The sequence below is a fragment of the Methylobacterium sp. P1-11 genome, assembly GCF_008329595.1.
Taxonomy (GTDB): Bacteria; Pseudomonadota; Alphaproteobacteria; order Rhizobiales; family Beijerinckiaceae; genus Methylobacterium.
In genome coordinates, this window is record NZ_NPKS01000006.1 from 35,752 (window position 1) to 49,200 (window position 13,449).

The window sequence follows — 13,449 nt, forward strand, 5'->3', positions numbered from 1 at the left end:
CTCCTCACCGGAAACGCCCCGCACCGCCGGCCGGGGCAGGCGGCCCCTCTCTAATCCCGCGGCAGATCGCGGGCGAGCCATTGGGCATAGATGTCTGCAATGGCGGCCAGTCGGCGCTGCTCGAATTGGGAATCGTACCACGCACCGCCATAGCTCGACGGCGTCGTGGTCATCTGCGGGTAGCGCCCGAGCACCTGGCCCCTTGGTCCGACAAGCAGCGCCTCGCCCTCCATGTAATCCGTCTGGAAGTTGCCGCCTAAGCCCGGCCGAGCGCCGCTGCCGGTATAGGGCCGCAGCGACAGGCTGCTCACCACCACGACGAGGCGCGGCCCGCGACCGCCGATCCGGCCGGCGAAGTTCTTCCGGAGAGCCTCCGTCAGGTCGGCCGCCAGCGCCTCGGCCTGGAGGCCCCCGCCCTTATCGAGAAGGGGCCGGACATCGACGCGGATGTCGGAGAAGAACGGCGTCGCGGGAAAATCGCTCGCCGTCGCGGATCCGGCGACGGCGCCGAGGAGGAGGCCGGCGAGCCGGCCCCAGAAACGCGGGCGCATGGCTCAGGCGCCGTACTGGACGGCAACGACCTCGTAGGACTTTCCGCCGCCCGGCGTCGTGACCTCGACCGTGTCGCCGACACCCTTGCCGATCAGCGCGCGGGCGATCGGCGAGGTGATTGAGACGCGGCCGGACCGCACGTCGGCCTCCGGCTCGCCGACGATCTGGTAGGTCTTCGTCTCCTCCGTGTCCTCGTCGACGAGCTTCACGGTGGCGCCGAACTTGATCTTGTCGCCCGAGAGCTTCGTGACGTCGATCACTTCGGCCCGCGCGATCATGCTCTCCAGCTCGAGGACGCGGCCCTCGTTGTGCGACTGCGCTTCCTTGGCGGCGTGATACTCGGCGTTCTCCGACAGGTCGCCCAGCGCACGGGCTTCCGCGATCGCCTGGATGATGCGCTGGCGCTCCACCTGCTGGCGGTGCTTCAGCTCCTCTTCGAGGGCTGCGAGCCCGCGCACCGTGATCGGAACCTTGTCTATCGCCATCGTCTCGCGCCACAATGAAGAGGCCCGGCCGAGAGTGTAGCACTCCCTCCGGGCCACGAAATGAAGTCAGCGGAACCCTGAGGTTCAGGCTGCGAAGTATTCCTGCAAGGCACGGACCTTGAGATCGCCTTCTAGATAGGCCTTGATCCCCTCGGCCGCGGCCATCGCGCCGGCTAGAGTGGTGTAATACGGCACCTTATGCAAGAGGGCCGCGCGCCGGAGTGAGCGCGAGTCCGACAGGGCGCCGGCCCCCTCGGTGGTGTTCAGCACGAGATGGATCCCTCCATTCTTGATCGCGTCGACCACGTGCGGCCGGCCTTCGAGAACCTTGTTGATCCGCTCAGCTGGAACGCCGTTCTCGACGAGATAGCGCTGCGTGCCGCCGGTCGCCAGGATGGTGAAGCCGAGATCGGACAGCAGCTTCATGGTCGGCAGGATGCGGGCCTTGTCGGCGTCCCGCACGGAGACGAACACGGCGCCCGCCTTCGGCACCTGCGTGCCCGAGCCGAGCTGGCTCTTGGCGAAGGCCACGCCGAAGCTGGTATCGAGACCGATCACCTCGCCGGTGGAGCGCATCTCCGGGCCGAGCAGCACGTCGACGCCAGGGAAGCGCGCGAAGGGGAAGACCGCTTCCTTCACGGCGATGTGCGGCAGCGTCTTCGGCTTCAAGCCGAAGGCCGCGAGCGGCTCGCCCGCCATGATCCGCGCCGCGATCTTGGCGATCGGCTCGCCGATGACCTTGGCGACGAACGGCACGGTGCGCGACGCCCGCGGGTTCACCTCCAGCACGTAGATGACCCCGTCCTTGATGGCGTACTGGACGTTCATCAGGCCGACGACGTTCAGCGCCAGCGCCATGGCCTTGGTCTGGCGCTCCAGATCGTCCACGGTCTCGGGCGACAGGGAGCGCGGCGGCAGCGAGCAGGCCGAGTCGCCGGAATGGATGCCAGCCTCCTCGATGTGCTCCATGATGCCGGCAATGAACACGTCCTTGCCGTCGCAAACCGCGTCGACGTCGACCTCGACGGCGTCCGAGAGGTAGCGGTCGAACAGGAGCGGGTTCTTGCCCAGCACCGTGTTGATCTGGCCGGTCTTGTCGTTCGGGTAGCGAGCCTTGACCTCGGAGGGGATCAGGCTCGGCAGCGTGTCGAGGAGGTAATCGGCGAACTGCGTCTCGTCGCGGATGATCGCCATGGCGCGGCCGCCGAGCACGTAGCTCGGGCGCACCACGAAGGGCAAGCCGAGATCGGCCGCGACCAGGCGCCCCTGCTCCACCGAGTAGGCGATGCCGTTCTTCGGCTGCTTCATCGCGAGCTTGTCGAGGAGCCGCTTGAACTGGTCGCGGTCCTCGGCGAGGTCGATGGCGTCGGGCGAGGTGCCGAGGATCGGCACGCCGGCGGCCTCAAGGGCGCGGGCGAGCTTCAGCGGCGTCTGGCCGCCGAACTGCACGATCACCCCGTGCAGGGTGCCGGCCTGCCGCTCGGTCTCGATGATCTCCAGCACGTCCTCGGCGGTCAGCGGCTCGAAATAGAGCCGGTCCGAGGTGTCGTAGTCGGTCGAGACCGTCTCCGGGTTGCAGTTGACCATGATGGTCTCGTAGCCCGCGTCCGACAGCGCGAAGCAGGCGTGGCAGCAGCAATAGTCGAACTCGATGCCCTGACCGATCCGGTTTGGGCCGCCGCCGAGGATGATGACCTTCTTGCGGTCGCTCGGGAACGCCTCGTCGGCAACCGTGCCGGCGAAGGGCGCCACGTAGGTGGAGTACATGTAGGCGGTCGGTGACTTGAACTCCGCCGCACAGGTGTCGATCCGCTTGAAGACCGGACGCACGGCGAGCACCCGGCGGGCCGCGCTCACGGCGGCCTCGTCGGTCTTGGCCAGCACCGCGAGGCGGGCATCCGAAAATCCGGCGGCCTTCAGCTGGCGGAAGGCGCCTGCCGTCTTCGGCAAGCCGTGGGCCTTCACCCGGTTCTCCAAATCGATGATCGCCTGAAGCTGCTCCAGGAACCACGGATCGATCTTGCAGGAGGCGTAGATCTGCTCGTGGCTGACTCCGAGGCGCAGGGCCTGCGCGACCTTGAGGAGCCGGTCCGGGGTCGGGGTGCCGATGGCGGCCTTGATGGCGTTGTGGTCGTCGCCCTTGCCGAGCCCCTCGATTTCGATGTCGTCGAGGCCAGTCAGCCCCGTCTCCAGCGAGCGGAGCGCCTTCTGCAGCGACTCGGCGAAGCAGCGGCCGATCGCCATGGCCTCGCCCACCGACTTCATCGCGGTGGTCAGCGTCGGCTCGGCGCCGGGGAATTTCTCGAAGGCGAAGCGGGGGATCTTCGTAACGACATAGTCGATCGTCGGCTCGAACGAGGCCGGCGTCGCGCCGCCGGTGATGTCGTTGGCGATCTCGTCGAGCGTGTAGCCGACCGCCAGCTTGGCCGCGACCTTGGCGATCGGGAAGCCGGTGGCCTTCGAGGCGAGCGCCGAGGAGCGCGACACGCGTGGGTTCATCTCGATCACGATCATGCGCCCGTTCTCGGGGTTGATCGCGAATTGCACGTTCGAGCCGCCGGTCTCGACGCCGATCTCGCGGAGCACCGCCAGCGACGCGTCGCGCATCACCTGGTATTCCTTGTCGGTCAGCGTCAACGCCGGGGCGACGGTGATCGAATCACCCGTGTGCACGCCCATCGGGTCGATGTTCTCGATGGAGCAGACGATGATGCAGTTGTCGTTTCTGTCGCGGACGACCTCCATCTCGTACTCTTTCCAGCCGAGCACGCTCTCCTCGATAAGCACCTCGTTGGTCGGGGACGCGTCGATACCGCGCTCGACGATGTCGAGGAACTCCTCGCGGTTGTAGGCAATGCCGCCGCCGGTGCCGCCCATGGTGAAGGACGGGCGGATGATCGCCGGCAGGCCGACTTCGGCCAGCGCCATCAGGGCCTGACCGATCGCGTGCTCGCCATAGCGCTTGCGCCGCTCGGTCTCGCCCGCGGCCCAGCTCTTCTCGTAGGCCGCCAGCGCCGCCTGGCGCGCCGCCGGATCGGCGTTAGCCGCCTCGATCCTGGCGATCTCCACCAGATAGGCTTGACGGTCGGCCTTCTTGGCCGCCGAGGCGTTGGCCAGCGCCGATTTCGGGGTGTCGAGCCCGATCTTGGTCATGGCGTCGCGGAACAGGCTCCGGTCCTCGGCCTTGTCGATGGCCTCGGCCGTCGCGCCGATCATCTGCACACCGTACTTGGCCAGCACGCCCATCTTCTGCAGCGACAGGGCGCAGTTCAGCGCCGTCTGGCCGCCCATCGTGGGCAGGATGGCGTCGGGGCGCTCCTTCTCGATGATCTTGGCGACGATCTCGGGGGTGATCGGCTCGACATAGGTCGCGTCCGCCATGTCCGGGTCGGTCATGATGGTCGCGGGGTTCGAGTTCACCAGAACGATCCGGTAACCCTCCTCGCGGAGCGCCTTGCAGGCCTGGGTGCCGGAATAGTCGAACTCGCAGGCCTGTCCGATGATGATCGGACCCGCACCAATGATCAGGATGGAGGAGATGTCGGTGCGCTTGGGCATCTGCGGCCTTCTCAGGCCAAGCGCGCCCGATCGGGCACGGCTCAATCGAAGCCCTGCTCCCGGACGCGCGTGGCGGGATTGTCGTTGAGCCCCGCGTTTACACGGGCGACGAGCGTATTGGAAGGCCGGGACAACCGTGCAACCTGGCCGCGCGCCCGACGCATGGATGCGGCGTCGGCTCGCCAATCTGGAGTATTTATAAAGTCTCGCAGGAGTCGATCGATATCTTGCCGCACGACGGGGCAGCTCATAAGGCTCTGGCGATCGGCAGATCCGTCGATTGATCTCATACTTATTCGAGACTGAAGATGATCAAGTTTGCATCACTCGCCGCAACGCTTTTGATCGGCTCGATCAGCGACGCAAACGCCGTAGAAATTGCCATTAAGACCCTGAATAGTGGTCCGGGTGGGATGATGGTCTTCGATCCTGCCTACGTGAAGATTCAGCCCGGCGACACGATCCGGTTCGTGCCGACCGACAAGGGGCACAATGCCGAGCTGATCAAGGGCATGGCTCCCGATGGGGTGGCGCCGTTCAAGACTGTGGTCGGCAAGGAGGAGACCGTAACCTTCGACAAGCCCGGTCTCTACGGCATCAAGTGCGCGCCGCATTACATCATGGGCATGGTCGGTCTCGTCCAGGTCGGCGACAAGCCCGACAACCTAGAGACGGCGAAGGCGGTCCAGCAGAACAAGCTGGCCGCCAAGCGATTCGAGCCGTTGTTCGAGAAAGTGCAGTAACGACGGCTGGGTGGTCGCGGGCCGCCCCGTCTCAGAATCCGGCGTAGAGCGCCGCGACTGCCCGGTCGATCGAGAGGTAGAACATGCCGAAGGCGACGACGGCAGCGGCCGCGAACTCGACGGCGACGTTCGAGAGCGTCTGCGCGCGGCGCAGCGCCTCGCGGCCGAAATAGACGGAGACCCAGGCGAGGGCCAGGACCGCCGGCATGGCGAACAGGTAGGACACCGTGCTTTCGACGCGGTCGAGGCCATCGGTCGGATCGATCAGAGCCCGGATGTTGCGCACCCAGGGGGCATAAACGGAGGCATAGAGGGCGGTCAGCCAGGACAGGCCCGCGGCGACGCCGAGATGGAAGGTAAAGCTGCGGTGTAGGCGGGAGAAATCGTCGCGCGCCTCGTCGATGGTCATCCGGCAATCCCCTGCGACGGGCCGCCGCCGACGAGCGCGGATGCGCTGCCGTTCACGGGCCGTCGTGGGTGGCCATAAGCCGTCAGATTCTGCGGATTTTATGGCCCTGGCGGGGCTCGATTGGGATCGGAACCCGACCGTTCTTGCAAGCGCCGCGAATCACACAAGGGCGGCATCAGGCCTCACGACCGTGAGCTGCACTGGGTCACTTCGCTGCGCTGGCGATCACGGAGTGCCGTATCGACCAAGGGCACCCCGACCTGCAGCGCAATCAGGCGTCCTTGGTCGCCTCCGGCTCCCCTGAACGCATCAGCGTCACGAAACGCTCGAACAGGTAGTGGCTGTCGCGCGGACCGGGAGAGGCCTCCGGATGGTGCTGTACCGAGAAGGCCGGGCGGTCGGTCAGGGTCAGGCCGCAATTCGAGCCGTCGAATAGGGAGACGTGGGTCTCCACGGCCGTCTTCGGCAGGCTGTCGGGATCCACCGCGAAGCCGTGATTCATCGAGACGATCTCGACCTTCCCGGTGGTCTTGTCCTTCACCGGATGGTTCGCGCCGTGATGGCCCTGGCCCATCTTCACGGTCCGTCCCCCAAGGGCGAGACCCATGAGCTGGTGGCCGAGGCAGATACCGAAAGTCGGCACCTTCTCGTCCAGCAGCTTGCGGATCACCGGGACCGCATAGGTGCCGGTGGCGGCCGGATCACCGGGGCCATTGGACAGGAACACGCCGTCCGGCTTCAGCGCCAGGATCTCCTCGGCCGTCGTAGTGGCCGGCACCACGGTGACGTCGCAGCCCGCCTGGGCGAGCAGCCGCAGGATGTTGCGCTTCACGCCGTAATCGATGGCCACGACCTTCAGGCCTCCGCCGGGCGCGCGCTTGCCGTAGCCGTCGCCGAGCGCCCATACGGTCTCCGACCATTCCGACGGCACCCGGCTGGTCACCGGCGGCACCAAGTCGAGCCCCTCCATGGGCGCAAGCGCAGCCGCGCGGGCCTTCAGGGCCTCGCGGTCGAACTGGCCCTCGGGATCGTTGGCGATCACCGCGTTCGGCATGCCCTGATCGCGGATGCGGGCTGTCAGCGCCCGCGTGTCGATGCCCGTGATGCCGACGATGCCGCGGGCCTTGAGCCAGCCGTCGAGATGCGACGAGGAGCGCCAGTTCGACGGCTTCGTCACCGCCGAGGCGAGGACGGCGCCGCGGACCCCCGAGGCCGGCGCCGCTTCAAGGCTCTCCAGATCCTCGTCGTTGGTGCCGACATTTCCGATATGCGGGAAGGTGAAGGTGACGATCTGGCCTGCATAGGATGGATCGGTCAGGATCTCCTGATAGCCGGTCATCGCCGTGTTGAAGCAGACCTCGCCGTCGGCCACCCCGGTCTGGCCGATTCCGAAGCCCTCCAGAGTGGTGCCATCGGCCAGAACCAGCAGGGCCGTCGCGACCGGCTCGGCCCAGGGCTCGGGCGCCTGGAGCTCGGGGGCGTGCGCGGTGGCGTCTTGCAGCATGGGCTGAGTCTCGCTTATGTCCGGCCGAAGGCGGGCGCCGGATTGCGGCGCTCTCGGCTTGCGGCATGATCGTGTGCGGCGCTCTTAGCGAGCGGCCCGCGATGGGGTCAATGTGGCTCCGCCTCCCGCAGGGCTCAACGTCTGCTTATCACAGGGCAGATCCGCAATTCGCAGGCCAGCCCCCGTTTCGACCGAGAGAAGGTTCATCCCATGCTGCGCGCGCGCCTCACCACCGAGATGAAGGAGGCCATGAAGGCCGGCGACAAGGATCGGCTCGCGACCGTCCGGATGATCCAGGCCGCCCTGAAGGACCGGGACATCGAGGCCCGGGGCAACGGCAAGGACCCGATCTCCGACGACGAGATCCTGTCGCTGCTCCAGAAGATGATCAAACAGCGCACCGAATCGGCCAACGTCTACGAGCAGGGCGGCCGCCCGGAACTCGCCGCCAACGAGCGTGCCGAGATCGCCATCATCGAGAGCTTTCTGCCGAAGCAGATGGACGAGACCGAGATGAAGGCGGCCGTCGAGGCGGCGATCCTCGAGACCGGCGCGGCCGGGCCGAAGGATATGGGCAAGGTGATCGGCGCGCTGAAAGGCAGCTTCGCCGGCAAGATGGATTTCGGCAAGGCGAGCGGGCTGGTGAAGGCCGCGCTGGCGGCGAAGGGCTGAGCCTCTCCCCACAATCCTCCACCGGATTTCGGGCGCGTAAGGGACTCCGTTACGCCTCACGCGCTATAGGAGCGGGTTCACTCAACCCATCCCAGGCCCCGTGCGCTATCCGACCCACATCCTGGAAGAGATCCGTTCCCGGCTGCCGGCCTCGTCGGTGGTCGGCCGTCGCGTGCAGTTGAAGAAGGCCGGCCGCGAATGGCGCGGCCTGTCGCCGTTCAACGCCGAGAAGACGCCGTCCTTCTACGTGAACGACCAGAAGCAGTTCTACCATTGCTTCTCATCCTCCAAGCACGGCGACATCTTCACCTTCCTCATGGAGACGGAGGGCCTCAGCTTCCCCGAGGCGGTCGAGCGGCTAGCGAGCGAGGCCGGCGTCAGCCTTCCGGCGCCTACCGAGGACAACCGCGCCAGCGAGCAGAAGCGCGCCGGGGCCATCGAGGTCATGGAGATGGCCGCCCGTTGGTTCGAGGATCGGCTGCGGGCGGGCCAGGGCGGCGAAGCCCGCGCCTATCTCGAACGCCGCGGGCTCAAGGACGAGACGCAGCGGGCCTTCCGCCTGGGCTACGCGCCGAATGAGCGCTACGCCCTGCGCGACCACCTCGCCGGGCAGGGGGTCGACAAGGCGCTGATGGTCGAACTCGGCCTGCTCGCGGCCGGGGAGGGCGTCTCGGTCCCGTACGACTATTTCCGCGACCGGGTGATGTTCCCCATCACCGACACCCGCGGCCGGGTCGTGGCCTTCGGCGGGCGGGCGCTCGCCAAGGAGGTGCGTGCCAAGTACCTGAACTCCCCCGAGACGCCGCTCTTCCACAAGGGCCGCACGCTCTACAATCTGCACGGCGCCCGCAAGGCCGCCCACGACCGCGGTTCGATCATCGCGGTCGAGGGTTATGTCGACGTCATCGCCATGACGCTCGCCGGCCATCCCGAGACGGTCGCGCCCCTCGGCACCGCCCTGACGGAGGACCAGCTCGGCCTGCTCTGGCGCCATGCCGACGAGCCGATCCTGTGCTTCGACGGCGACAAGGCCGGCCAGCGGGCGGCTTTTCGAGCCCTGGACATCGCGCTGCCGCTCCTGGAACCGGGTCGCTCGCTCCGAATCGCGCTGCTGCCGGGCGGCCAGGATCCCGACGACCTCCTGCGTTCGGGAGGCCCCACGGCCATCGATCAGGTTCTGACGGCGGCGCTTCCCCTCTCGGAACTGCTATGGCGGCGCGCCCTCGAATCAGGACCGGTCGACACGCCTGAGCGGCGTGCCGGCCTGACGCAGACGCTGCGCACGACCGTCGCGACGATCCGCGACGAGACCGTGCGCCGCTACTATCGCGACGACATCGAGGAGCGCCTGCGCGGCCTGTCGCCCCGCGGCGCCCGCGCCGCCGGGGGGGGCCAGCGCGGTCGCCAGCGCTTCACCCGGCCCGGCGAGCCCGTCTCGCCGCGCATTACCGGCAGCCCCAGTCCGTCGGTCACGGCCTCCGCAGGGTTCACCGGCGCCGCCTCGGTGCGCGAGGCAGTGATCGTCGGCAGCCTGCTGGCCCATCCCGAAATGCTCGCGGAGTTCGGCGAGGAGATCGCCGATCTGGATTTCGAGGATCCGGATGCCCGGGCGCTGTTGTCGGTCCTTCTGGCCTGCGCGGCCGAGGACGAGCACACGGCGCCAGAAGTGTTGCAGAACCGCATCAACCGGGCCGGACTCGCTACGGCGGCCGAGAGAATCCTCGCGCTGGCCCGCTCGCGGGACCGTACAACCCTGGCTCCGCATGCCGATCCCGCTCACCGCGCAGACGCGCTCCGACAAGCGATGATCTTGCACCGGCAGGCAGGAGCGCTACATAGCGAACTTCGCGAAGCACGGCAGGCGTTTGAGGACGATCCGACCGATGCCGGGTGGGCATGGCTCTGCGAAGTGAAGGCGAGGCTTGAAACCGTCATCGCCGCCGAGGCGGAGGCCGATGCACCGGTGTCGAGTGACTCGACGGCCGCGTGATCCCTGTGTCATGGCGGTGGCGGGGGGCGGTGTCCCGCCATAGTTAACAATCGGTCAAGCCTCAGGCTTGCATACGGAAACCGACGACTCAAGGCGACCGGAGCGATCCGGCGCCGATCTCATACAGCGGCGCCGACGGCGTAGACCGGCCTCATCGGGGCCTCCGCAACGCGCCGCGTGCGAAACAATAGGCTGATCATGGCGACGAAGGCAACGGAACGGGACGAGACGGACGCTGCCCCCGAGCAGCAGACCGACGGGCCGCTCCTCGACCTGACGGATGCTTCGGTCAAGCGGATGGTCAAGCTCGCCAAGAAGCGCGGCTATGTGACCTATGAAGAGGTCAACGAGGTTCTGCCCGAGGGCCAGTCCGATCCGGATCAGCTCGAGGACGTGCTGTCGCAGCTCTCCGAGATGGGCATCAACGTCGTCGAGGCCGAGGAGACTGACGAAGCCGCCGGCGAGAAGGCCGCAGAGGGCGAGGAAGAGGAGGCCGAGGGCGGCGAGGTCGCCGAGGTCGCTCCGGCGCGCGCCGTCACGGTCGCCACGACCACCAAGGAGCCGACCGACCGGACCGACGATCCGGTGCGGATGTACCTGCGCGAGATGGGCTCGGTGGAGCTCCTGTCCCGCGAGGGCGAGATCGCCATCGCCAAGCGCATCGAGGCCGGACGCGAGGCGATGATCGCGGGTCTCTGCGAGAGCCCGCTGACCTTCCAGGCCATCATTATCTGGCGGGACGAGCTGGTCGAGGGCAAGGTCCTCCTGCGCGACATCATCGACCTCGAGGCGACTTACGCAGGCCCCGACGGCAAGAACGCGCCGCAAATCGCCGAGGGCGAGGATGGCGGCGACGATGCCGAGCCGCCTGCGCCGCCGGAGGGCGGCGACGACGAGGACGACCTCGAGAACAACGTCTCGCTCGCCGCCATGGAAGCGGAGATCAAGCCGCGGGTTCTGGAGACCTTCGACGCGATTGCCGCGAATTACCGCAAGCTGCGCAAGTTCCAGATCGAGGGCACCGAGCGCAAGGCGGCCGGCGAGCAGAACACCCCGGCTCAGAACCAGAAGCAGGGCGAGCTCAAGGACATCGTCGTCGCAGACGTGAAGTCCCTGTCGCTGAACAACAATCGCATCGAGGCGCTGGTCGGCCAGCTTTACTCGATCAACAAGCAGCTGATCGGCCACGAGGGTCGGCTGATGCGTTTCGCCGAGAGCCACGGCGTGGCCCGCGACGAGTTCCTGCGCCACTACCAGGGCTATGAGCTCGATCCGAACTGGATGGAGCGCGTCGGGACGCTCGGCGGGAAGGGCTGGAAGAACCTGGTCGAGCGTGGCTCGAAGCAGGTGGCGGAGCTGCGCGCACAGATCCTCGATCTCGCCTCCGAGACGGGCCTGGAGATCGGCGAGTACCGCCGCATCGTCAACATGGTTCAGAAGGGCGAGCGCGAGGCTCGGCAAGCCAAGAAGGAGATGATCGAGGCGAACCTGCGCCTCGTGATCTCGATCGCCAAGAAGTACACGAACCGCGGCCTGCAATTCCTGGATCTGATCCAGGAAGGCAACATCGGCCTGATGAAGGCCGTGGACAAGTTCGAGTACCGGCGCGGCTACAAGTTCTCGACCTACGCCACGTGGTGGATCCGGCAGGCGATCACCCGCTCAATCGCCGATCAGGCCCGCACGATCCGCATCCCGGTGCACATGATCGAGACGATCAACAAGATCGTCCGCACCTCGCGCCAGATGCTGCACGAGATCGGCCGCGAGCCGACCCCGGAGGAGTTGGCCGAGAAGCTGGCCATGCCGCTGGAGAAGGTCCGCAAGGTCCTGAAGATCGCCAAGGAGCCGATCTCCCTCGAGACGCCGATCGGCGACGAGGAGGACAGTCACCTGGGCGACTTCATCGAGGACAAGAACGTCGTTCTGCCGATCGACGCCGCGATCCAGTCGAACCTGCGCGAGACCACCACGCGGGTTCTTGCGTCGCTGACGCCCCGTGAGGAGCGCGTTCTGCGGATGCGCTTCGGCATCGGCATGAACACCGACCACACCCTTGAGGAGGTCGGCCAGCAATTCTCGGTGACCCGCGAGCGCATCCGTCAGATCGAGGCGAAGGCACTGCGGAAGCTGAAGCACCCCTCGCGCAGCCGGAAGCTCAGAAGCTTCCTGGACAACTGAGCCTGCGCCGCGGATCGCGCGGCGCTTCCCCACCGACCGCGTTGCCTCGGCGCTGCGCGGCATCCAATCTGGCGCCATGCTCGAACGCCGCCCGCCAACGCCCGGATCCCCGACGGCCTTCGCGGACGGCTCGGAGGCCGACGACGTGCCCTTCGGCGCGCTCCAACCCTCCGTCGGCATCCGCGACTGGTTGCTCGGAGAGGGCGCCCGGATGCCCAACGCCGAGGAGATGCTCGCGGGCCTCGCGGAGCGCCTGATCGCCGTCGGCGTTCCCGTCGACCGGGCATCGACGGCAATCGACACCCTGCATTCGGAATATGCTGGGGTCGGCCGCATCTGGACCCGGGACGGCGGCACCACCGTACGGTTGTTCCCGCACGGCGCGCGCTCGACGGATGCCTATCTCAACAGCCCGTTCCATACGGTTCACGAGAGCGGCGAGTGGCTGATCCTCGACCTGTCGGAGACCCCGGACGACGCCTACGCGATCGTTCCGGACCTGAAGGCCGGCGGCTACACCCATTACGTGGTGGCGCCCCTGTTCTTCACGAACGGCACCCAGAACGGCATCACCTTCGCCACCCGGGCCCCCGCGGGCTTCCGGGACGACGACATCGCGATCCTGCGCTTCGTCATGCCGGCGTTGGCCGCCGTGATGGAGATGCGCGTCCTCAACAAACAGCTCGACCACGTGCTGCGGCTCTATGTCGGCGACGAGCCCCATCGGGCGATCCTGGCCGGGGACATCCGCCGCGGACAGGTGACCCGGATCCGATCGGCGATCCTGTTCGCCGACATGCGCGACTACACCCGCACCTCTGCCGACATGACCCCGGAGGAGGCCGTGGGCCTCCTCAACGTGTTCTTCGACTGCCTTGTGCCGCCGATCGAACGGGAGGGCGGTGAGGTCCTGAAATATCTCGGCGACGGCCTGCTGGCGATCTTCCGCGAATCGGGCGACGATCTCGGCGGTGCCGCCAAAGGTGCCCTGACCGCGGCTCAGCTCGCCCTGGCGGCCCTCGACGAGGCGAACGCCCTCCACCAGTTCCCCGTGCCGGTCGCCGCCGGCATTGCCCTCCACCATGGCGAGGCTGCCTACGGTAATGTCGGTTCCGGTTCCCGGCTCGACTTCACGGTGATCGGCCGCGACGTGAACCTCGCGAGCCGTATCGCGCAGCTCAACCGCACCCTGGGCGAGCCATTGCTGATGTCGAAGCCGTTCGTGGATTTCCTCTGGGGGGATCCGATCCCGCTGGGCGAGCACCGGCTCAACGGTTTCGACGAACCCATGGCGGTGTTCCGGCCGAAGTTCCTGCGCCCGCGCAAGTCGAACTGAGGCAGGGTTGCCGTGGCCT

At 67.2% G+C, this 13,449-nt stretch carries 10 protein-coding genes; 5 read left to right on the forward strand and 5 right to left on the reverse strand.

Translation table 11 applies throughout. The annotated features are described in order from the left end of the window. Window positions 1-50 precede the first annotated feature (50 nt). From CIW48_RS07965 to carB, 3 genes are all read right to left on the reverse strand, one after another. Entirely contained in the window at window positions 51-551 is a 501-nt protein-coding gene (locus CIW48_RS07965) for a hypothetical protein (protein ID WP_149310335.1), read from the reverse strand. Between the two features lie 3 nt (window positions 552-554). Beyond that, the gene (greA, locus tag CIW48_RS07970) at window positions 555-1,031 is read right to left on the reverse strand and encodes a transcription elongation factor GreA (protein ID WP_173009222.1); all 477 of its coding nucleotides are present in this window, start codon (window positions 1,029-1,031) and stop codon (window positions 555-557) included. Between the two features lie 90 nt (window positions 1,032-1,121). Further along, window positions 1,122-4,595 (reverse strand): carbamoyl-phosphate synthase large subunit, encoded by a 3,474-nt coding sequence (gene carB, locus CIW48_RS07975; protein ID WP_149310337.1) that lies wholly within the window; start codon window positions 4,593-4,595, stop codon window positions 1,122-1,124. 308 nt (window positions 4,596-4,903) lie between these two features. Here carB and CIW48_RS07980 point away from each other — a divergent pair, with 308 nt between their 5' ends. After that, window positions 4,904-5,338: a pseudoazurin gene (locus CIW48_RS07980; protein WP_149310338.1), complete on the forward strand. Its 435-nt coding sequence runs from the start codon at window positions 4,904-4,906 to the stop codon at window positions 5,336-5,338. Window positions 5,339-5,369: 31 nt separating this feature from the next. On the opposite strand, the gene CIW48_RS07985 is transcribed toward CIW48_RS07980, so the two are convergent. Next, window positions 5,370-5,747 (reverse strand): hypothetical protein, encoded by a 378-nt coding sequence (locus CIW48_RS07985; RefSeq protein WP_149310339.1) that lies wholly within the window; start codon window positions 5,745-5,747, stop codon window positions 5,370-5,372. 271 nt (window positions 5,748-6,018) lie between these two features. Then, the gene (gene carA / locus CIW48_RS07990) at window positions 6,019-7,251 is read right to left on the reverse strand and encodes a glutamine-hydrolyzing carbamoyl-phosphate synthase small subunit (protein ID WP_149310340.1); all 1,233 of its coding nucleotides are present in this window, start codon (window positions 7,249-7,251) and stop codon (window positions 6,019-6,021) included. A 210-nt stretch (window positions 7,252-7,461) separates the two neighbouring features. Between carA and CIW48_RS07995 the strand changes: the two genes are divergently transcribed. The 4 genes from CIW48_RS07995 to CIW48_RS08010 all read left to right on the forward strand — a co-directional run bounded on the left by CIW48_RS07995 (window position 7,462) and on the right by CIW48_RS08010 (window position 13,430). Beyond that, window positions 7,462-7,923 carry a GatB/YqeY domain-containing protein gene (locus CIW48_RS07995; protein WP_149310341.1) on the forward strand — a complete coding sequence of 154 codons (462 nt, stop codon included), beginning with the start codon at window positions 7,462-7,464 and terminating at the stop codon, window positions 7,921-7,923. 100 nt (window positions 7,924-8,023) lie between these two features. After that, window positions 8,024-9,913, forward strand: a complete 1,890-nt coding sequence (gene dnaG, locus CIW48_RS08000) for a DNA primase (protein ID WP_149310342.1) — start codon at window positions 8,024-8,026, stop codon at window positions 9,911-9,913. A 198-nt stretch (window positions 9,914-10,111) separates the two neighbouring features. Continuing rightward, window positions 10,112-12,094 carry an RNA polymerase sigma factor RpoD gene (gene rpoD / locus CIW48_RS08005; protein ID WP_091779406.1) on the forward strand — a complete coding sequence of 661 codons (1,983 nt, stop codon included), beginning with the start codon at window positions 10,112-10,114 and terminating at the stop codon, window positions 12,092-12,094. Window positions 12,095-12,170: 76 nt separating this feature from the next. Beyond that, window positions 12,171-13,430, forward strand: coding sequence for an adenylate/guanylate cyclase domain-containing protein (locus CIW48_RS08010; RefSeq protein ID WP_149310343.1), 1,260 nt, complete (start codon window positions 12,171-12,173; stop codon window positions 13,428-13,430). The last annotated feature ends 19 nt before the right edge of the window (window positions 13,431-13,449 follow it).